Origin of the sequence: Pseudomonas sp. AP42 (genome assembly GCF_001728935.1) — a bacterium.
Taxonomy (GTDB): Bacteria; Pseudomonadota; Gammaproteobacteria; order Pseudomonadales; family Pseudomonadaceae; genus Aquipseudomonas; species Aquipseudomonas lactis.
The window spans coordinates 20,656-40,585 of record NZ_LYSO01000042.1 but is presented as its reverse complement, the minus strand read 5'-3'; the positions used below and the strand labels follow the sequence as shown (position 1 = coordinate 40,585).

At 60.3% G+C, this 19,930-nt stretch carries 17 protein-coding genes and 1 pseudogene; 10 read left to right on the top strand and 8 right to left on the bottom strand.

Annotation, left to right across the window (positions count from 1 at the left end):
• Positions 1-19: 19 nt before the first annotated feature.
• A complete protein-coding gene (gene pyrE, locus A7K61_RS16700; RefSeq protein WP_003195489.1) occupies positions 20-664 on the top strand; it encodes an orotate phosphoribosyltransferase in 645 nt (214 codons plus the stop codon).
• A gap of 197 nt (positions 665-861) precedes the next feature.
• Here pyrE and argB read toward each other — a convergent pair whose 3' ends face one another.
• The 4 genes and pseudogenes from argB to coaBC all read right to left on the bottom strand — a co-directional run bounded on the left by argB (position 862) and on the right by coaBC (position 5,117).
• On the bottom strand, positions 862-1,767 hold the full coding sequence (gene argB, locus A7K61_RS16695) for an acetylglutamate kinase (protein ID WP_032894535.1): 906 nt from the start codon (positions 1,765-1,767) through the stop codon (positions 862-864).
• A 19-nt stretch (positions 1,768-1,786) separates the two neighbouring features.
• Positions 1,787-3,193: pseudogene (locus A7K61_RS16690) on the bottom strand (phosphomannomutase/phosphoglucomutase); the annotation flags it as partial.
• A 254-nt stretch (positions 3,194-3,447) separates the two neighbouring features.
• Positions 3,448-3,903: a dUTP diphosphatase gene (dut, locus tag A7K61_RS16685; RefSeq protein WP_003195482.1), complete on the bottom strand. Its 456-nt coding sequence runs from the start codon at positions 3,901-3,903 to the stop codon at positions 3,448-3,450.
• A gap of 5 nt (positions 3,904-3,908) precedes the next feature.
• Complete coding sequence (coaBC, locus tag A7K61_RS16680) at positions 3,909-5,117, bottom strand: bifunctional phosphopantothenoylcysteine decarboxylase/phosphopantothenate--cysteine ligase CoaBC (protein ID WP_003195481.1); 1,209 nt, start codon at positions 5,115-5,117, stop codon at positions 3,909-3,911.
• A gap of 142 nt (positions 5,118-5,259) precedes the next feature.
• Between coaBC and radC the strand changes: the two genes are divergently transcribed.
• Positions 5,260-5,934: a DNA repair protein RadC gene (gene radC, locus A7K61_RS16675; RefSeq protein ID WP_047712074.1), complete on the top strand. Its 675-nt coding sequence runs from the start codon at positions 5,260-5,262 to the stop codon at positions 5,932-5,934.
• A 127-nt stretch (positions 5,935-6,061) separates the two neighbouring features.
• Here radC and A7K61_RS16670 read toward each other — a convergent pair whose 3' ends face one another.
• Positions 6,062-7,654 (bottom strand): ABC transporter substrate-binding protein, encoded by a 1,593-nt coding sequence (locus A7K61_RS16670; protein WP_069557958.1) that lies wholly within the window; start codon positions 7,652-7,654, stop codon positions 6,062-6,064.
• A gap of 457 nt (positions 7,655-8,111) precedes the next feature.
• Here A7K61_RS16670 and rpmB point away from each other — a divergent pair, with 457 nt between their 5' ends.
• Complete coding sequence (gene rpmB / locus A7K61_RS16665; protein ID WP_003176907.1) at positions 8,112-8,345, top strand: 50S ribosomal protein L28; 234 nt, start codon at positions 8,112-8,114, stop codon at positions 8,343-8,345.
• A gap of 11 nt (positions 8,346-8,356) precedes the next feature.
• On the top strand, positions 8,357-8,512 hold the full coding sequence (rpmG, locus tag A7K61_RS16660; protein ID WP_003176906.1) for a 50S ribosomal protein L33: 156 nt from the start codon (positions 8,357-8,359) through the stop codon (positions 8,510-8,512).
• A 71-nt stretch (positions 8,513-8,583) separates the two neighbouring features.
• Here the strand turns inward: rpmG and A7K61_RS16655 are convergent, their stop codons facing one another.
• Entirely contained in the window at positions 8,584-8,946 is a 363-nt protein-coding gene (locus tag A7K61_RS16655) for a cupin domain-containing protein (RefSeq protein ID WP_014720478.1), read from the bottom strand.
• 230 nt (positions 8,947-9,176) lie between these two features.
• On the opposite strand from A7K61_RS16655, the gene A7K61_RS16650 reads away from it, so the two are divergent.
• Together A7K61_RS16650 and A7K61_RS16645 are read left to right on the top strand one after the other, a co-directional pair.
• Positions 9,177-10,670, top strand: coding sequence for an aldehyde dehydrogenase (locus A7K61_RS16650; RefSeq protein WP_003195472.1), 1,494 nt, complete (start codon positions 9,177-9,179; stop codon positions 10,668-10,670).
• A 159-nt stretch (positions 10,671-10,829) separates the two neighbouring features.
• Entirely contained in the window at positions 10,830-11,972 is a 1,143-nt protein-coding gene (locus tag A7K61_RS16645) for an MFS transporter (RefSeq protein WP_069557957.1), read from the top strand.
• A 123-nt stretch (positions 11,973-12,095) separates the two neighbouring features.
• On the opposite strand, the gene A7K61_RS16640 is transcribed toward A7K61_RS16645, so the two are convergent.
• The gene (locus A7K61_RS16640) at positions 12,096-13,592 is read right to left on the bottom strand and encodes a phospholipase D family protein (RefSeq protein WP_256557885.1); all 1,497 of its coding nucleotides are present in this window, start codon (positions 13,590-13,592) and stop codon (positions 12,096-12,098) included.
• Positions 13,593-13,908: 316 nt separating this feature from the next.
• Between A7K61_RS16640 and A7K61_RS16635 the strand changes: the two genes are divergently transcribed.
• From A7K61_RS16635 to A7K61_RS16620, 4 genes are all read left to right on the top strand, one after another.
• Positions 13,909-14,559, top strand: a complete 651-nt coding sequence (locus tag A7K61_RS16635) for a DUF1120 domain-containing protein (RefSeq protein ID WP_044269845.1) — start codon at positions 13,909-13,911, stop codon at positions 14,557-14,559.
• Positions 14,560-14,700: 141 nt separating this feature from the next.
• Complete coding sequence (locus A7K61_RS16630; protein ID WP_069557955.1) at positions 14,701-15,408, top strand: fimbria/pilus chaperone family protein; 708 nt, start codon at positions 14,701-14,703, stop codon at positions 15,406-15,408.
• Positions 15,408-17,855 (top strand): fimbria/pilus outer membrane usher protein, encoded by a 2,448-nt coding sequence (locus A7K61_RS16625; RefSeq protein ID WP_256557884.1) that lies wholly within the window; start codon positions 15,408-15,410, stop codon positions 17,853-17,855. Before A7K61_RS16630 ends, A7K61_RS16625 begins: the two co-directional genes overlap by 1 nt.
• Before the next feature lie 14 nt (positions 17,856-17,869).
• On the top strand, positions 17,870-18,385 hold the full coding sequence (locus A7K61_RS16620) for a hypothetical protein (RefSeq protein WP_069557954.1): 516 nt from the start codon (positions 17,870-17,872) through the stop codon (positions 18,383-18,385).
• A gap of 2 nt (positions 18,386-18,387) precedes the next feature.
• On the opposite strand, the gene A7K61_RS16615 is transcribed toward A7K61_RS16620, so the two are convergent.
• The gene (locus tag A7K61_RS16615) at positions 18,388-19,806 is read right to left on the bottom strand and encodes a PLP-dependent aminotransferase family protein (RefSeq protein ID WP_044269838.1); all 1,419 of its coding nucleotides are present in this window, start codon (positions 19,804-19,806) and stop codon (positions 18,388-18,390) included.
• Between the last annotated feature and the right edge of the window lie 124 nt (positions 19,807-19,930).

The following is a 19,930-nucleotide window of genomic DNA, read 5'->3' as shown; positions in this document are numbered from 1 at the left end:
GGTATCTGAGGCTTTTTTCATGCAGGCGTATCAGCGCGATTTCATTCGTTTTGCCATCGATCGCGGCGTTTTACGCTTCGGTGAGTTCACCCTCAAGTCCGGGCGCACCAGCCCGTACTTCTTCAATGCGGGCCTGTTCAATTCAGGTTCGGCCCTGGCTCAGTTGGGCCGTTTCTATGCGGCAGCCATCGTTGAGAGCGGTATTTCCTTCGACGTACTCTTTGGCCCGGCCTACAAGGGTATTCCCCTGGCTGCGGCGACGGCGGTCGCTCTGGCGGAGCATCACGGGCAGGACCTGCCGTGGTGTTTCAACCGTAAGGAAGCCAAGGCCCATGGTGAAGGCGGCAGCCTGGTCGGCGCACCGTTGACCGGCGATGTGCTTATCATCGATGACGTGATCACCGCGGGTACTGCTATCCGTGAAGTGATGCAGATCATTGCTTCCCAGGACGGCGCCAAGGCTGCCGGTGTGCTGATCGCCTTGAACCGCCAGGAGCGCGGCAACGGTGAGTTGTCGGCGATCCAGGAAGTGGAGCGCGATTTCGGCATTCCGGTGGTGAGCATCGTGTCGTTGAACCAAGTGTTGCAGTTCCTGGAAGATGACCCGCAGCTCAAGCAGCATTTGCCAGCGGTGCGTGCATACCGCGAGCAGTTCGGCGTCTGACGCGGCTCTCCCTGTAGGAGCGAGCTTGTGTGGGAGCGGGCTTGCTCGCGAATACGGTGGGTCAGCAACCTAATCAGTGACTGACACTGCGCATTCGCGAGCAAGCCCGCTCCCACAGGGGATCTCCATTGTCCTCACGCTCTATGCAAAAAAGCCCCGCTCAATTCAATTGAGCGGGGCTTTTTTGTTTGCAGCGATTAAGGCCGCTTGCGGTTACTGATCAGCGTGCCCATACCGGTATCCGTGAAGATTTCCAGCAGTACCGCATTCGGCACGCGGCCATCGATGATCAGCGAGCTGCCGACGCCGCCTTGCACTGCTTCCAGCGCGCAGCGGATCTTGGGCAGCATGCCGCCGTAGATGGTGCCGTCGGCGATCAGGTCATCCACCTGTTGGGTGGTCAAGCCGGTCAGTACCTTGCCTTCCTTGTCCATCAGGCCGGCGATGTTGGTCAGCAGCATCAGCTTTTCAGCCTTCAACGCTTCCGCCACTTTGCCCGCCACCAGGTCGGCGTTGATGTTGTACGACTCGCCATTGGCGCCCACGCCGATCGGCGCGATCACCGGGATGAAGTCACCCTTGACCAGCAGGTTGAGCAGGTCGGTGTTCACGCCCACCACTTCACCCACCTGGCCGATATCGATGATTTCCGGCTGAGTCATTTCAGGTGTCTTGCGGGTAACGGTGAGCTTTTTCGCACGGATCAGCTCCGCATCCTTGCCGGTCAGGCCGATGGCGCTGCCGCCGTGGCGGTTGATCAGGTTGACGATGTCTTTGTTGACCTGGCCACCGAGGACCATTTCCACCACGTCCATGGTTTGCGCGTCAGTGACGCGCATGCCATCGATGAAGTGACTCTCGATCGACAAACGCTTGAGCAGGTCGCCGATTTGCGGGCCGCCGCCGTGGACGACCACGGGGTTGATCCCCACGGCCTTCATCAGCACGATATCGCGGGCAAAGCCGGTTTTCAGCTCATCGCTTTCCATGGCATTGCCGCCGTACTTGATCACCAGCGTCTTGCCGACGTAGCGTCGAATATAAGGCAACGCTTCGGACAGGACCTTGGCGGTGTTGGCAGCGGCTTCGCGTTCGAGGGTCATTCAGGGCTCCGGGCAAAAATCAGAACGGTAATTGGAGATCAGGGGCAACACGTTTCAACTGGGCGTGGAACACGTCCTTGATGCGCTGCAACTCCGCTTCGGTATCCGCCTCGAAACGCAGGACCAGCACCGGTGTGGTGTTGGACGCGCGAACCAGGCCCCAGCCTTTGGCGTAATCGACTCGCACACCATCAATGGTGGTCAGGTTGGCGCCTTCACCCCATTGCGCATCGTGCAATGCGTCAATGATGCTGAATTTGCTCTCCTCGGTCACATGGATATTGATCTCAGGCGTAGAAATATCATTCGGGAAGGTCTGAAACAGCTCTTGCGCCGTGGATTTCTCCTTGCTGAGGATCTCCAGCAGACGAGCGGCGCTGTAAATACCGTCGTCAAACCCGAACCAGCGCTCCTTGAAGAAGACGTGGCCGCTCATTTCACCGGCCAACAGCGCGCCGGTTTCCTTCATTTTCTTTTTGATCAACGAGTGACCGGTCTTCCACATTAGCGGGCGACCGCCGTATTCCTTGATCAATGGCGTGAGGCGACGCGTGCATTTCACGTCGAAGATGATCTCGGCGTTGGGGTTGCGCGCCACTACGTCACGGGCGAACAGCATCAGCAGGCGGTCCGGGAACACGATCTCGCCGGTTTCGGTCACCACGCCTACACGGTCGCCGTCGCCATCGAAGGCCAGGCCGACGTCGGCGCCCACTTCCTTGACCTTGGCGATCAGGTCCACCAGGTTTTCCGGCTTGCCTGGGTCTGGGTGATGGTTGGGGAAGTTGCCGTCCACTTCGCAGAACAGTGGGATCACTTCGCAGTTCAGGGCTTCGAGCAGTTGCGGGGCAATCACGCCGGCTGCGCCGTTGCCGCAGTCCACCACGACTTTCAGGCGGCGGGCGAGCTTGACGTCACGGGTGATTTCATCGGAGTAGCGCGGGAGGATATCGACCTTGGTGATGCTGCCGGTGCCGCTGGTCAAGTCGTTGGTCTTCAGGCGGGTGTGCAAGGCCTGGATCTGTTCATTGGCCAGGGTGTCGCCAGCGATGACGATCTTGAAGCCGTTGTAGTCCGACGGGTTGTGGCTGCCGGTGAGCATGACCCCGGATTTGCCCGCCAGTACGTTGGCGGCGTAGTACAGCGCGGGGGTTGGTACCAGGCCGACGTCGCTGACGTGGCAGCCGCTGTCAGCCAGGCCCTGGATCAGTTGCTCGACCAACTCCGGGCCAGACAAGCGGCCGTCACGGCCTACCGAAACGTTGGGTTCGCCCTGGGCCAGGCTCTGGGAGCCGATGGCGCGGCCGATCCAGTAGGCGGTTTCGGCGGTCAGGGTCTTGGGGACCACGCCACGGATGTCATAGGCGCGAAAAATGCTGTCGGGAAAGGTCGGGGCTACGCGGGCTGCGGTACTCATCGCGGGGGAAACTCCATCTGAAAGGGGGCAAGGCTGGCCTGATGTGGCTGGCCGGCAGGCTCAAACTGAAGGGTATGACGGCGTTTTCGGCAGAGAGTTCGTGGTGTAAAAATGCCATCGGCGCTCTGGCTTTAGCATTATTTTTACGTAGTCCTTTGATTTCATTAGAGAAATCTCGATGATTATTTCCGCGCATTCTTCATCCTGAAAAGCCGGGCGGTGGCGCGTGGCCGGACGATGGCGTCCGGCCACGTTCAGCTTAGTCAGTGACTGCCGGAATGCCCAAAACCGCCTGCGCCGCGTTGGGTTTCGTCAAATTCCTGCACCAATTCAAAATGCGCCTGCACCACCGGCACCAGTACCAGTTGGGCGATGCGCTCGCCGATGGCGATGTTGAAAGCCGTCTGGCCACGGTTCCAGCACGACACCATCAACTCGCCCTGGTAGTCCGAATCGATCAGGCCGACCAGGTTGCCGAGCACGATGCCATGTTTGTGGCCCAGGCCGGAGCGCGGCAGGATCAACGCCGCCAAGCCTGGATCGCCGACATAGATCGACAGGCCAGTAGGAATCAGGATGGTCTGGCCCGGCTCAAGGACGGTGTCCTCCTTGAGCATGGCGCGCAGGTCCAGGCCGGCGGAGCCGGGTGTTGCGTAGGCCGGCAGGGGGAATTCGTTGCCGAGGCGTGGATCGAGGATCTTGGCTTGCAAAGCGTGCATGGAGATTAAACCTGGTTCAGCCGTTGGGCGATAAAAGAGATCAGTTGGCGGGCAATCTTGCCCTTGCTGGTCTGGGCGAAAAGGGTGGCGTGCAGTTCGCGGTCGATCACGCTGCACGCATTTTCCTCGCTGTTGAAGCCGATGCTCGGGTTGGCGACATCATTGGCAACGATCAGGTCGAGGTTTTTGTCTTTCAGTTTGCGTGCGGCGTAGTCCAGCAGGTGCTCGGTCTCGGCAGCGAAGCCGACGCTGAACGGACGGTCTGGACGGGTAGCGATGGTGGCCAGGATGTCTGGGTTACGCACCATTTGCAGGAGCAGGCCGTCGCCGCTCGTAGGGTCTTTCTTGAGCTTCTGCGGGGCGACGACTTCCGGGCGGTAATCCGCAACCGCTGCCGAGGCGATAAACAGGTCGCAAGGAATGGCAGCTTCGCAGGCCGCCAACATGTCCCGGGCGCTGACTACGTCGATTCGCGTGACGCGATCAGGGGTTGGCAAATGCACGGGGCCTGTGATCAGCGTGACCCGTGCGCCTGCCTCGACCGCGGCTTCTGCCAACGCAAAGCCCATTTTTCCTGAGCTATGGTTGGTGATGTAGCGCACCGGGTCGATGTTTTCCTGGGTTGGGCCGGCGGTGATCAGCACGTGCTTGCCGGTCAGGGCCAGGTGCTGGAAGCACTCGGCGGCGCACTGCGCAAGGTCGGTGGCTTCGAGCATGCGGCCCAGGCCGACGTCGCCGCAGGCCTGGCTGCCGGACGCCGGGCCGAACACCTTGAGGCCGCGGGTTTGCAGGAGTTGGGTATTGGCCTGGGTGGCCGGGTCGCGCCACATGGCCTGGTTCATGGCCGGTGCGATAGCGACGGTGGCGTCGGTGGCCAATACCAGGGTGGTCAGCAGGTCATCGGCAATGCCCTGGGCCAGACGGGCGATCAGGTCGGCGGTGGCCGGGGCGATCAGCACGAGGTCGGCCCATTTGGCCAGTTCGATATGGCCCATGGCGGCTTCTGCTGCCGGGTCCAGCAGGTCGAGGTGAACCGGGTGGCCGGACAGGGCCTGCATGGTCAGCGGGGTGATGAACTCGCTACCACCACGGGTCATGACCACGCGCACTTCGGCGCCCTGGTCCAGGAGCCTGCGAACCAACTCTGCGCTCTTGTAGGCGGCAATGCCGCCGCCGACGCCGAGAACGATGCGTTTCCGATACAGACGCTGCATTGGTTTGCCTTTCCAGTTCAGTGATGCCAGTTCAGTGACGCCTGCGATGACCCCTCCCCAGGTGAAATCGCCGGCAAAAAAGAGGGCCCTACGATAACACAGCGCCCGCCGGGCAACAGCGGAGCAGATACAGGGAGGTGGGATGAGTATTCGTGATTGGCCCGTGGCGGAGCGTCCGCGGGAGAAGTTATTGGACGGTGGCGCGGCGAGCCTGTCCGATGCCGAGCTGTTGGCGATCTTCCTGCGTACGGGAGTTGCCGGCCGAAGTGCGGTCGACTTGGCGCGCCATCTGTTGGCGCAATTCGGTGGCCTGCGCCCGTTACTGGAGGCCAGCCAGACGCTGTTCAGCCAGCATCTGGGGCTGGGGCCGGCGAAGTTCGCTCAACTGCAGGCGGTGCTGGAAATGTCCCGGCGCCACCTGGCCGAGCGCTTGCGGGCTGACTCGGTGCTGGAGAGCCCGTTGGCCGTGCGCGAGTACCTCAAGGCGCTGCTGCGCCATGAGCCCCATGAGATCTTCGGCTGCCTGTTCCTGGACTCAAAGCATCGGGTGCTGGGGTTCGAGGTCATGTCCCAGGGCACCATCGACGCTGCGATTGTCTATCCGCGACAAGTGGTCAAGCGCGCCTTGGCGTACAACGCGGCGGCGTTGATCCTGTGTCACAACCACCCGTCGGGGAGCGCGGAGCCCAGCGCGGCTGATCGAAAATTGACCAAATTGCTGCAAAAGGCGCTGGATGTGGTGGATGTGCGTGTGCTGGACCACATCATCGTGGGCGATGGTGATCCGTTGTCGATGGCTGAATACGGTTGGCTGTAATAACCCCGCCTCTGTCTGTAGGAGCGAGCTTGCTCGCGAAAAACCTGAGAACCCCGCGGGGCGTCAGGCTTGCCGCGTCATCGTTGTCGATTTTCGCGAGCAAGCTCGCTCCTACAGGTGGTGGGGCTTAGGGCTTGAGGCTGACCTTCGAGTAGTCCTGGCGGCCGAACGGGCTTACCTGGTACCCATCGATGTTCTTGCGGGTCAAGGCAAACGCCGTTGGGTGCGCCAGCGGTAACCACAGCGCTTGTTGCTGGATCTGCGCCTGGGCCTGTTGATACAGCTTGCTGCGCACACCTTGCTCGCTGGTGGTTTTGCCGGCACTGATCAACTTATCCAGGGTGGGGTCGCAATAGCGGGCGAAGTTGGTACCGGACTTCACCGCCGCGCAGGAGAACTGCGGCGTCAGGAAGTTATCCGGGTCGCCGTTGTCGCCGGCCCAGCCCATGAACAGCAAGTCGTGCTCGCCGGCCTTGGCGCGGCGGATCAACTCGCCCCATTCGATCACGCGAATCTCGGCCTGGATGCCAACCTTGGCCAGGTCGGCCTGCAACAGTTGGGCGCCGAGGTTCGGGTTGGGGTTGAGCAGGCTGCCGGTAGGGCGTGTCCATATCGTAGTCTTGAAGCCGTCCTTGAGCCCGGCGCGGCCCAGCAGCGCCTTGGCTTTGGTGAGGTCCTGCGGGTAGCCTGGCAACTCTTTGGCATAGCTCCAGGTGTTCGGCGGGTAGACACCGTTGGCCGCTTCGGCGGTGCCTTCGAACACGGCCTTGAGGTAGCTGCCCTTATCAAAGGCCAGGTTGATTGCCTGGCGTACTTCGGGCTTGTCCAGTGGCGGGTGCTGGCTGTTGATGGCGACGAATGCGGTCATGAACGCAGCGGTTTTCTCGACTTTCAGTGCCGGGTCCTTTTCCGCTTCGCCCACATCCAGGGGCTTGGGCGACAGGGCGATCTGGCATTCATCGCGGTGCAGCTTCTGCAGGCGTACGTTGGCGTCCGGGGTGATGGCGAAAATCAGGTTATCCACCGCCGGTTTGCCGGCGAAGTAGTCCGGGTTGGCCTTGTAACGCACCACGGCGTCTTTCTGGAAACGCACGAACACAAACGGGCCGGTACCGATGGGTTGGCTGTTGAGCTTCCCGGGTGTGCCGGCCTTGAGCAGTTTGTCGGCATATTCGGCCGGGTAGATCGAGGCAAAGCCCATGCTCAGTGCCGGCAGGAAGGTGGAGTCGGCGTGGTCGAGGGTGAAGCGCACGGTCAGCGGGTCAAGGGCGTCGATTTTCTTGACCAGTGTGGGCAATTGCAGGGATTGGGCGTGAGGAAAACCGCTCTGGGCGATCTTGTGCCACGGGTTGGCCGGGTCGAGCATGCGCTCGAAGCTGAAACGCACGTCTTCGGCGGTCAAGGTGCGGCTAGGGCTGAAATAGCTGGTGCGATGAAATTTCACATCGGGGTGCAGCTTGAAGGTGTACGTGAGCCCATCGGGCGACACTTCCCAGCTGTCTGCAAGGCTGGGTACCAACTTGCCACTGGCCGCGTCGAATTCCACCAGGCGGTTCATCAGCACATCGGCCGAGGCGTTGGTGGTGGTCAGCGAATTGTACTGCACCACATCGAACCCTTCGGGGCTGGCCTCGGTGCAAACGCTCAAATTGGTGGCGGCAACGGCCACTGGCGCAATAAAGAGAGGGGCAAGCAATAGCGGTAGGGCAGCGAGGCGCATATTCGGTTTCCTGTGCAGATCGAAGGCCCATCTGCGAGTGCAGTCTGGAAAAAGCCTACCGTAGAGGTCTGATTGATAAATGACTAGCCCATTTTTGCCTGTGCTTTTGGCCAAAATGCTGTTTTGATGGCGCCTGCGCGTGTTGCGCCGTGCACTTCCCTGTGACCGCAGGCGTTGTAAATCATTCTGTGCGACGAGCGGTCGGCTGTTACAGCGGCCCATCCTGGCAGCGGTTCAGGCGCTTGTGGTCACGATTTACGCTGCTAAAAGTACACTGGTTGTTGTTGCACTGGGGTCTTTCTGGTATAAAGCAGCGCTCTTTTCTAGGGGCCCGGTTCCTTCACTGTAGGTGTAGCCGGTAAGACCCTAAAGAAACGCGGCGCCTGGCGCCAAATGACTGAGAGATTAAGCGGCCAACCCATGCCGGGTTGGGCATGTGGTTTTAGAGGGCTGAGGCATGTCGAGAGTCTGTCAAGTTACCGGTAAGGGTCCGGTGACTGGGAATAACATTTCCCACGCAAATAACAAAACCCGTCGTCGTTTCCTGCCGAACCTGCAGCATCACCGCTTCTGGGTTGAAGAAGAGAAACGTTTTGTTCGCCTGCGTGTATCTGCTAAAGGCATGCGTATTATCGACAAGCGTGGCATCACTGTCGTGCTGGCCGAAATCCGTGCCGCTGGCAAGATCTAAGGAGCTCTATCATGCGTGAATTGATTCGAATGATCTCTAGCGCCGGTACTGGTCACTTCTACACTACCGACAAGAACAAGCGTACTACCCCGGACAAGCTCGAAAAGAAAATGTTCGACCCGCGCGTTCGCAAGCACGTGATCTACAAAGAAGGCAAAATCAAGTAATTGATTTTCTTCCTTGTGAAAAAAAGCCCGTATCTCACGATGCGGGCTTTTTTTTGCCTGGAGTTTGGTGATCAGGCTTTCTCTTCGAACACCACGTAGATCTTGCGGCACGCTTCCAGCACTTCCCAGGTACCGCTGAAACCGGCAGGGATCACAAAGCGGTCGCCGGCCCGCAGGGTCTTGGCATTCCCCTCGGCATCGCGCAAAACCGACACGCCTTGCACGATCTCGCAGTACTCATGCTCGGTGTAGTTGACTTTCCACTGGCCCACTTCACCTTCCCAGACGCCGGCGTTCATCTGGCCGCATGGGCTGTTGTAGTGGTTGTAGAGTGTCTGCTCGGGATCGCCCTTGAGGATTTTCTCGGCGGCAGGGCGGTAACGTTCGGGGGCGGTGTTGGCTTGGCTGAAATCGACGATGTCCTGGATGCTCATGTGCATTTCCCGTCTGGCCTGCGGTTGGAGAGCCCAAAGTCTATGTTTATTAAAATGAACATCGCAAGGGCGTTTGCCACCGTTATGTCAAATATATTGAAACATCCCCAGCCGCTGGTTTAGGGTGGCAGCTGCCTTGAGCCGAACCGCAGGCTGGTCGGGCAAGCATTCGTGATGGCGCCGGGATAAACCTCCCAGGCCCTTGTATTCAATAAGAGGAGGACACTCGCATGACCACCCTGACCCGTGCCGACTGGGAACAACGCGCCAAGGCTCTGAAGATCGAAGGCCGCGCCTATATCAATGGCGAATACACCGCCGCCGTTTCCGGCGACACCTTCGAATGCATCAGCCCGGTGGATGGGCGCTTGCTGGCCACTGTCGCCAGCTGTGATGCCAGCGACGCCCAGCGCGCCGTAGAAAATGCGCGTGCCACTTTCAATTCCGGCGTGTGGTCGCGCCTGGCGCCGGCCAAGCGCAAGTCCGTCATGATCCGTTTCGCCGCGCTGCTCAAGGCCAACGCCGAAGAGCTGGCGCTGCTCGAAACCCTGGACATGGGCAAGCCCATCAGCGACTCCCTGAACATCGACGTCCCCGGGGCGGCGCAAGCCCTGAGCTGGAGCGGCGAGGCGATCGACAAGATCTACGACGAAGTCGCCGCCACGCCTCACGATCAACTGGGCCTGGTGACCCGCGAGCCCGTCGGCGTCGTTGGCGCCATCGTGCCGTGGAACTTCCCGTTGATGATGGCCTGCTGGAAGCTCGGCCCGGCGCTGTCCACCGGTAACTCTGTCATCCTGAAGCCGTCCGAAAAATCCCCGCTGACTGCCATCCGCATTGCCGCGTTGGCCGTTGAGGCTGGTATTCCAAAAGGCGTGTTCAACGTGCTGCCTGGCTATGGCCACACCGTGGGTAACGCCCTGGCGGTGCATATGGACGTCGACACCCTGGTGTTCACGGGCTCCACCAAGATCGCCAAGCAACTGTTGATCCGCTCCGGCGAGTCGAACATGAAGCGTGTCTGGCTGGAAGCCGGTGGCAAGAGCCCGAACATCGTGTTTGCCGATGCGCCGAACCTGCAAGCGGCCGCCGAATCCGCCGCCAGCGCCATTGCCTTCAACCAGGGCGAAGTCTGCACCGCTGGCTCGCGGCTGCTGGTCGAGCGTTCGATCAAGGACACCTTCCTGCCGCTGGTGATCGAGGCCCTCAAGGGCTGGAAGCCTGGCAACCCGCTGGACCCAGCCACCACGGTCGGTGCCTTGGTGGATACGCAGCAGATGAACACCGTGCTGTCGTACATTGAAGCCGGCCACGCCGACGGCGCCAAGCTGGTCGCAGGTGGCAAGCGCACCCTGGAAGAGTCCGGCGGCACCTACGTCGAGCCGACGATTTTCGACGGCGTGACCAATGCCATGAAGATCGCCCAGGAAGAGATCTTTGGCCCAGTCCTGTCGGTGATCACTTTCGACAGCGCCGAAGAGGCCATCGCCATCGCCAACGACACCCAATATGGCCTGGCCGCAGCGGTGTGGACGGCGGATATCTCCAAGGCACACCTGACGGCCAAGGCTCTGCGTGCCGGTAGCGTGTGGGTTAACCAGTACGACGGCGGCGACATGACCGCACCGTTCGGTGGTTTCAAGCAGTCGGGTAATGGCCGCGACAAGTCGCTGCATGCGTTCGACAAGTACACCGAACTGAAAGCGACCTGGATCAAGCTCTAAGCAACACTGCTGATCCCCCTGTAGGAGCGAGCTTGCTCGCGAAGAACCTGAAGGCGCCGCGTTTATCCAGCATGAACGCGTCATCGTTAACGTTTTTCGCGAGCAAGCTCGCTCCTACAGTTCGTTTTGCAAACCAGAATTATCCACAGGAGCGTGGCAATGCGTTGGGCGACTTATTTCGCCGTGCTGGCCTCGGTACTCAGCGTTGGCCTGGCCCTGGGGGTCAGTATGCCGTTGGTATCCCTGCGCCTGGAAGGCTGGGGTTATGGCAGTTTCGCCATTGGCGTGATGGCGGCGATGCCGGCGTTCGGCGTGCTGCTGGGGGCCAAGATCTCCAGCCGCATGGCGTCCTGGCTCGGCACTGCCAACCTGATGCGCCTGTGCCTGTGGGCTGGTGCGGTGTCCATCGGCTTGCTGGCGATCCTGCCCAGCTACCCGGTGTGGCTGGTGCTCAGGCTGATGATCGGGGTGATCCTGACCATCGTATTCATCCTTGGCGAAAGCTGGATCAACCAACTGGTGGTCGAACAGTGGCGTGGCCGGCTGGTGGCGCTGTATGGCTGCAGTTATGCCTTGAGCCAGCTGTCGGGACCGTTGCTGCTGGGCCTGATTGGCACCGACCATGACTACGGCTTCTGGGTCGGCGCGGGCCTTTTGGTGGTGGCGCCGCTGCTGTTGCTGGGACGCACCGGGGCGCCGACGGCGGATTCGTTCAGCGTGACGTTTGGCGACCTGTGGCGCTTTTGCCTGGGCCTGCCAGCGATTGCCTGGGCCGTGGCGTTGTTCGCTGCCTTCGAAGCGATGATTCTGACGTTGTTGCCGGTGTACTGCCTGCAACAGGGTTTTACCGCCGAGATCGCCTTGGCGATGGTCAGTACGGTGGTGGTGGGCGATGCGTTGCTGCAATTGCCCATTGGCGCACTGGCCGACTACCTGCCGCGACGGACCCTGTTCCTGGCCTGTGCGCTGCTGTTGCTGGCGTCGAGCCTGGCGGTGCCGGTATTGATGCACACGTTGCTGATCTGGCCGGTGTGGGTGGTGTTCGGTGCGAGTGCCGGTGGGTTGTTTACCTTGTCGCTGATTTTGATTGGCGAGCGCTACCGCGACGATGCGTTGGTGCGTGCTAACGCTCACGTGGCGCAGCTGTGGGGCATTGGCTGCCTGATCGGGCCGCTAGTGGCGGGAGCGGGCAGCCAGTGGATCAGCGGGCATGCGCTGCCGCTGCTGATGGCGGCTGGGGCGTTGGGGTTGGTGGTGCTGTTGCTGCGCCAAGGTGCATTCGGTGCCGCGCAGCCGGCCTGACCTCGAAATGCAACCCATTGTAGGAGCGAGCTTGCTCGCGAAAAACCGGAGGGCGCCGCGTTAAACCAGATGCGCTGCGTTATCGTTGGCGTTTTCGCGAGCAAGCTCGCTCCTACAGGGTTTTTAGAGCATGCGTTCCAGGCCAACACTGGTGGCGAACCAGGCGTTGAACCGCCGCCACCAACTGCCCGGTTCGCGGGTCAGGGTGTGCATCTGGCCGTTGTCTTCTGTCACCCACACCAACTGGCCGTCCTGCAGTTTGGCCTCATAGCTCAACGCTGGCGCCATACCTTGCAGCGCGAGGTTGCGTACGTGTTCGGCCAGCTCGGGGCTGTCCACCAGTACGCCGACTTCGGTGTTCCACAGCACTGAGCGCGGGTCGAAATTGAATGAGCCGATAAACGACTTTTCTCGATCAAAAATCATCGCCTTGCTGTGCAGGCTGGAGTCCGAGCCGCGCCAGCTGCCATGCCGAAACAGGCGCGGGCCGCTGCTTGCGCTGGGGTCGCCGGGTTGCCTGCGCAGTTCATAGAGCTTCACCCCGTGCTCCAGCAACGCCTTGCGATACGGTGCGTAACCACCATGCACGGCCGGCACGTCGGTGGCTTCGAGGGCGTTGGTCAGCAGGCGCACCGAAACACCCGCATCGGCGCGCCCTGTAAGGTAGACCAGCCCAGGTTGGCCTGGCACGAAGTAAGCCGAAATCATGATCAGTTCATGGCTGACCCCCGCAAGCTCTGGCGCCAGCTGAGTGGTCAGCAGCAGTCGTGGGTCGGGGTCGGCCTTGGCCAGTACCTTGCTCGGTGCGTCCCACAGCGCCTGGTTCCAGGCCCAGATCAACTCGCGGCGCCAGATGTCCATGCGGGGTTGGGTCTGGTACGTGCGCAGGCGGTTATACAGCGCGTGGTTCTGCTGACGGGATTGGGCGAGGGAGGCCTCAAGGCGCCCGCGGGCGACGGCGAGGTCGACCTTGGAGGGTTTGTTCGAGACAAAGTCATCGATCGGCTTGCTCAGGGCGCTGTTCCAGTACTGGTCGAAGCTGTGACCCAATTGCTCGGCCACCGGCCCGACGCTGAGCATGTCGATGTCGGTGAAATTCAGATTGGGTTCGGCGTCGAAATACTCGTCGCCCAGGTTGCGCCCGCCCACGATGGCCACGCTGTTATCGGCCAGCCACAGTTTGTTATGCATGCGCCGGTGTTGCAGTGACAGGTTGAATACCCGGCCCATGGCGCGTGTAACGCCGGTGCTGCGCCCCAGATGCAGCGGGTTGAAAAGGCGTATCTGCACCTTGGGGTGGGCGGCGAGGGTGGCGATGATCTGGTCGAGGCCATCGCTGGTGGTGTCGTCCAACAGAATGCGCACGCGCACGCCGCGGTCGGCGGCTTTGAGCAGTTCGTCCACGAGCATGCGTGTGCTGATGCCGTCGTGCACGATGTAGTACTGCAAGTCGAGGCTGGTCTGGGCGTTGCGGATCAACTCGGCGCGCGCCATGAAGGCCTCACGGCTGTTGGGCAGCAAGCGAAAGCCCGAGCGCCCTTGGTAGGGGGCGGCCTGGGCCTGGATCGAGCGACCGAACGACGATTGCGCGGCCGGCAGAGCCTGGCTTGGTTGGCGCATGGATTCAACGTTGGCGCAGCCGACCAGAGGCAGCGCAAGTACCAAAGCCAGTAGAAGGGGCAGGCTAAGTCTCAAAGTGCGGTGCCTCGGGTGGGGGGACGTTGCTGCATGGTACGGAATCGGACCACAGCAAGCTCGAAAGATCCCACATGCGATTTGTGGAGCCGATTACTAGGAAGGGTGACGCTTCCTACGCTTCGGTTGGATTATTCCTGTGTGTTGCTCTTTCAAGATTCGAAATGATCGGTGTGCACTGGATCCGTAGGGAGACGCTTTTGATCTTGTGTATTTCAACCACCTTCACTTTGGTATTTCTATGAAAAAGCAACTCCTGAGCGTCACGCTGGTCGCTGCCATGACACCCTTTGCAGCACAGGCGGCAAGCGTTGATCTGCTCGTGACCGGCACGGTTATTCCGACTTCCTGCGTTCCGTCATTCAACGGTGGTTCGACCGTTGACCTGGGGCGTATTCATTCCGCGGCTTTGAGCCCGACTGCACAAAATAATCTGCCGACACGTAACGTCACGCTGAGGATCCAGTGTGACGCCCCGGCTGCGGTTGAAGTGTCGGTGGTGGATAACCGCTTTGCCACCAAAGCACCAGGGCTGATCTTCAATAATCAGACTTCTGATGCCAATTATTATGGGTTGGGTAACGTTCAAGGCGTGGGCATTGGTGGTTTTGCCCTACTGGCCAACAGGGCTTATGCCGGTGGCTACCCGCATGAACTCCTCGTGCGTAGCTCGCTTAATCCCGTGTGGGGGGTTGCAAGCAATGGTTTGGTGCTGGGGGCTCCACTCTCCTATTCGTGGGGTGTGAACGCTACACAAGGCCCCGTCGCAGTAACCCAGCACGCACTGGAAATGAGAGTGGCGGCAGTTATCCGTCCCACCTCCCAGCTACCAGCCGTTACTGACGAGTACAAGCTCGACGGTTCGGTCACCTTCGAAATGAAGTATCTGTGAGCCCACGTACTGCGTGGAGCTTTAGATTCTGATTTGACCGGGATGCCTCGCACGGAGGCTCTCGGCTCGTGATCAACGCATCACTGGGCGTCGTCCGGCGTGAGTTTGCACACGGCGGACGAGGCCCTCTCGGAGAGTGGCATGCACTGCCTTATTTCTTTACGCGCACTCGTCGCCATGACGTTGTCGTGCCTGGCTTTTGTTACCAGCTCTAGCGCGTGCGCTGTTGGCATGGTGCCGGAAACACCCATTGTGATTGTCGACGAGGGCTTGGGAGAAGCCACGTTGAATGTGAAAAACAGCGACGATCAACCCGCCTTGCTTTATAGCACCCTCGAACATATTGCCGAGGATAGCGAACCGTTGGTGCTGCTGGCTCCTCCTGTTGCAAGGGTCGAGCCGGGCAAGAGCCAGCAGGTCAGATTTATCATGCGCGCTACTGCGCCACTCAAAACAGAGCGGCTCAAGCGTGTGGTGTTCGAGGGCATCAAGCCGAGCCAGGACGGCACGGGCGCGCGTATCAGCCTTGGGGTCAGACAGAATATTCCGCTCATTGTGCGTCCAGCCAATCTGGCGGTTGATCGCACACCTTGGAGGCGGTTGGTCTGGAGCGTCGTGGGCGACAAGGTGGAGGTCAGTAACCCCAGCCCGTATGTTGTCCGTCTGGCCAAGTCCGTGACCTTGCTCCCCGGTGGCGCTGTCCTGGACCTGGGCCGCACGTATATCTTGCCCGATGAGCGCTTGGTGCTTGAAGCAAGCTCGTTGCTGGGGACGCATGTAAGGCTTTCCCCCGCAAGTGCCTACGGATTTGCCGTCGGCAGTTACGACGCCCCACTGAGCCGTCATTAATGCTCAAGGGGGTGAGTCAGCTCATTATTCGCTGCGCTTTACGCGTGGGCGTGACCGCACAGATGACTGTCGCTGGAAACGCTTGGGGTCAGGAATGGATCAATTTTGATTCGGCAGTGCTTGAAGCGCGGGGGCTAAGTCCACAAGTGGCCGAGTACTTTCGGGCAGCACCACGGTTCGACGCCGGGCCAAATCAGGTGGAGTTGATAGTCAATGGTGCTTCCGTCGGGCAGGTATTGGCCCTTTTTGATGACGAGGGGCATCTATGTCTCGATGCGCAGTTGCTTCAACAAGCCGGCATCGAGGCTCCGGTATCGGCAGTGCCTGAGGCATTGGGCAAGGCTCGGTGTCCGCGTTTGGCCCAGCATTTTACTGATGTGTTGGTGCGTCCAGATCCTGGCACGCAGCAGGTCTCATTGCTGGTGCCTGTAGATTGGCTGACCAAGTCCTCGCCATTACAGCGCACCTGGTCCCGTGGTGGTGTAGCCGGGGTCTTGAATTACAGCGCATTGGCGGTTGCGGTATCTGGCCCTTCAACGTCAAACCAGTATCGCCACATCAATACGGAAGTCGGTTTGAACGCTGGCGATTGGGTATTGCGCAGTCGACAGAATTACACCCAGTCGGATAACCGCTCCCGGTTTGAAAACGTCTACACCCAGGCATCGAGGACGTGGGAGCGTTATCAGGCCAATGTGCAATTGGGGCAGCTCACTTTGCGTTCTTCGTTATTTGGGGGCGGTGCCTTCAGCGGGGTTCAAGTGCTGCCTGATACCGGGCTTACGTCCAGGAACGGCGGGTTGCTTGGCTCGGGATCCGCTGTGGAAGGGGTGGCGTATGGGCCGTCGCGTATTGAGTTGCGACAGAATGGTGCGTTGATTTACACCACGTTGGTGCCCAGCGGCCCCTTTACCTTGCGTGATTTGCCACTTTTGAGCCTGCAGTTGGACCTTGAAGTGACGATCATCGAGGAAGGCGCCGAGCCGCGTAAATTCTGGGTACCTGCGGCCAATTTGCGTCCGGCGGGTGTAGTGAACACACCAGGATTCGCTTTGGCGGGGGGGCAAGTGCGCAGGTTTTCCAACGATAAGCGTGATCGTCCGAATTTCGTTGCCGGGACTAAGGAGTGGCAGTGGGACACGGCGACATTGTTCACTGCCGGAGCGATGGCGGCCACCGATTATCACGTGCTGGGCCTAGGGTTGGAGCATGCGTTGACGCGCTATTTGAGGGGTAATGTTCAACAATTGAGTTCTTCCGCTGCGTCGACTGGAATAGGTCAAAGCACTCAGGTTGGTTTGAATGTTTCTGTCGGGCCTAAGCTTTCCGCCAACCTCACGGCGATTCGCCGCAGCAAGCAATTCAGAACCTTGGACGACACCGACGCCGACGTCCCGATCGATAACCCCTTCGCCCGGACAGAACGCCAGTGGAGTGCCTCGTTGAGCTACGCAGACCCTTATTGGGGCGCACTGAGCAGTTCGTTTTCGCGTTACGACGGCGGCAGCGCAGGCGGTATATCGAGAGTGGGGGCGGGTTGGTCGCGCTCGTTCCAGGGGGTAAATCTGTCATTGAGCATGGACCGCGACAGCGGCGCCAATGCGCGGGGCCTTGGGGTTTACGCGACGTTGAGCGTGCCGTTGGGGCAGAGTCGCAACTTGAGTGTCTACGCTCGCCGCGATGACCATCGCGGAGCTCGCACGGGGGCTCGCTACAGTGAGCAACTCAGCGACACCGCGCGGTACAGCCTTGCCACCGACCGCACCGAGACTGGCCAGGCGGACTTCAATGCGCGGCTCGGCCTGGTGCCGCGCTACGCCAGTGTCGATGTCGGGCATTCCCGTAGCAGCAGAGGCAACCGTAGTTATGATCTGACCGTGGAAGGTGGCTTGGCTATTCATGACCAGGGTGTGACTGCATCGCCTTATGCGCTGCAGGACACTTTTGGTCTGATCAAGGTCGGAGATGCCGCTGGCGTCAAGGTCCGTACGCCTCAAGGGCCGGTTTGGACAGACCGTGCCGGACGCGCTGTTGCACCTAGCCTGCCGGCCTACCAACTGAGCCGGCTGGAAGTTGACCATGCCAGCCTAGGGAGCAAAACGCAGGTCCTCAACGGTTTTCAGCAAGTTGAAGCAGGACGTGGCGCAGTGCCAAGGCTCGATTTTGCCGTCAGCAATCACCGACCGCTGATGTTGAATGTGCGTACCGACACCGGAGAGTGGGTACCCAAGGGAGGGGGGGTGTACGACCGCAATGGTCGCTACTTGACCACGGTGGTTGATACCGGTGTGGTGTACCTGGACGATGCGCCTGAGCCCATTGTCGTATTGCACCTGCCATTACCTGGTGAGCGCCGCTGTATTGTTGAATTGGACACGCGCCAGCCTGCGCAAACCAATGCGCCCTACCAGACGGCTGATGCCAGTTGTCGGGTGATTGACCTTTGACCGACAGGATAGCCATGAAAAGTTTTTTTTTACTGACCACGCTGGTGTGTGCCAGCGCTGCGAACGCGAACGGCGATTGCACGCTGGCGCTCAGTCCCTCCTCAGTCAGTTATGAGGCACGCACGCTCAATATGCTTCAAGTTTCCGGGCATGGCGCAGCGTTGAGTTTCGGCGAGCGGCGCGTGAGATTGAGTGTGGACTGCCCGCGCATGCAGGCGCTCGAAGTGCGCTTCGATGCGCCGGCGGCAAGTCGGGATACTTATCGGTTTGGTCCGGGTGAGTTGCAGTTGCGAGTGGTCTCTGCTCGGCTCGATGGGAGAATGATCGAATGGTCACGGGAGCCTGACGGCGTGCGTAACGCTTCACTGTTGCGGCCGGGCGACCGTCTTCGGCCAGGGCTAAACGCAGCGTTGACCCAGGGTCAGCAATGGCAGGTTGAGATGATCGTTGAGCCTATCGTCAAACGGCAGGCCGTGAGTATTACTGATTTGAGCCAGTTCCAGGCCCTGGGCAGCTTCCGGCTTGAATAGGCTCAGGCTTCTGCAAGCAATGCCGCAGCGGCTGCACCCACCTTGCGCACGGCCTCTTCAATCTGCGCCGTTGGCTTGGCAGCGTAGTTCATGCGCAAGCAGTTACGGTACTTGCCGGAGGCTGAGAAGATACTGCCCACCGCCACCTGTACGCCTTGTTCCAACAGCACGCGGTTGAGCTTCAAGGTGTCGAACCCTTCAGGCAGTTCGATCCACAGCATGAAGCTGCCCTGGGGCCGGCTGGCGCGCGTGCCAGCGGGGAAATAACGGCTGACCCAATCAAGCATCAAGTCGCGATTACGCTGGTATTGGGCGCGCATCCTGCGTAAATGCGGCTCGAAATGCCCGCCTTTGAGGAATTCGGCAATGGCGATCTGCGGCTGTGTGGCCGTAGAACCGGTGCTGATGTATTTCATGTGCAGCACCCGTTCCAGGTAGCGTCCCGGTGCGACCCAACCAATGCGCAGGCCGGGCGCCAGGGTTTTGGAGAAGGAGCTGCACAGCAGCACACGGCCGTCTTCATCGAAGGATTTGATGGTGCGCGGGCGCGGGTAGCTGTAGGCCAGTTCGCCATACACATCGTCTTCGATAATCGCCACGTCAAAGCGCTGTGCCAGGGTCAGCAAGGCGCGTTTGCGCGCTTCCGGCATGATGTAGCCCAAGGGGTTGTTGCAGTTTGGGGTGAGCTGGATGACTTTGATCGGCCACTGTTCCAGCGCCAGTTCCAGGGCTTCGAGGCTGATGCCGGTGAGCGGGTCGGTGGGGATTTCCAGGGCTTTCATGCCCAGGCCCTTGAGGGTCTGCATGGCGCCGTGGAAGCTGGGCGAATCCACCGCGACGATATCGCCGGGCTCACAAATCGCGTGAATGCTGGCGGAGAGGGCTTCGTGGCAACCGGTGGTGATCACGATGTCTTCGGCGCTCAGTTGGCAGCCAGAATCTAATGACAGCCGGGCAATTTGCTCACGCAGCTCCATACAGCCGAGGATGTTGTCGTAATACAGCCCCGGCAGGTCTTGGCGGCGGCTGACACGGGCGAGGCTACGCAGCAGCGGCTTCAAGGTAGGCGACAGTACATCCGGCATGCCCCGACCCATCTGTATGACGTCTTTGCGCGGCACCGCACGAATCAGTTCCAGCACCAGGTCCCACTGGGAGATCTCCACTGGCCGTTGGGCCGGGCGGCCTATTTCGGGCAGCGCCGGCAGTTCACGGCCCACCGGCACAAAATAGCCCGACTTGGGCTTGGGCGTCGCCAAACCGTTGTCTTCGAGCAACCGATACGCCTGCTGCACGGTGCTCAGGCTCACCCCATGCTCCACGCTCAAAGCCCGCACTGAAGGCAGCCGATCGCCCGGCCGATAGAAGCCCTGTTCGATGCGGGTGCCGAGCAATTCGGCGAGGTTGACGTAAAGGGTCATGGTGCTCACTCCCGAGGGACCAGTACAGATAGAGGCAAAATACAGGATTCAGCCGCGCAGAGGGAGTATCTGTATGGGTTTAATAAAAGTTTGCTGAATCTGTCATGGTTCTGGCCGCCCGCGC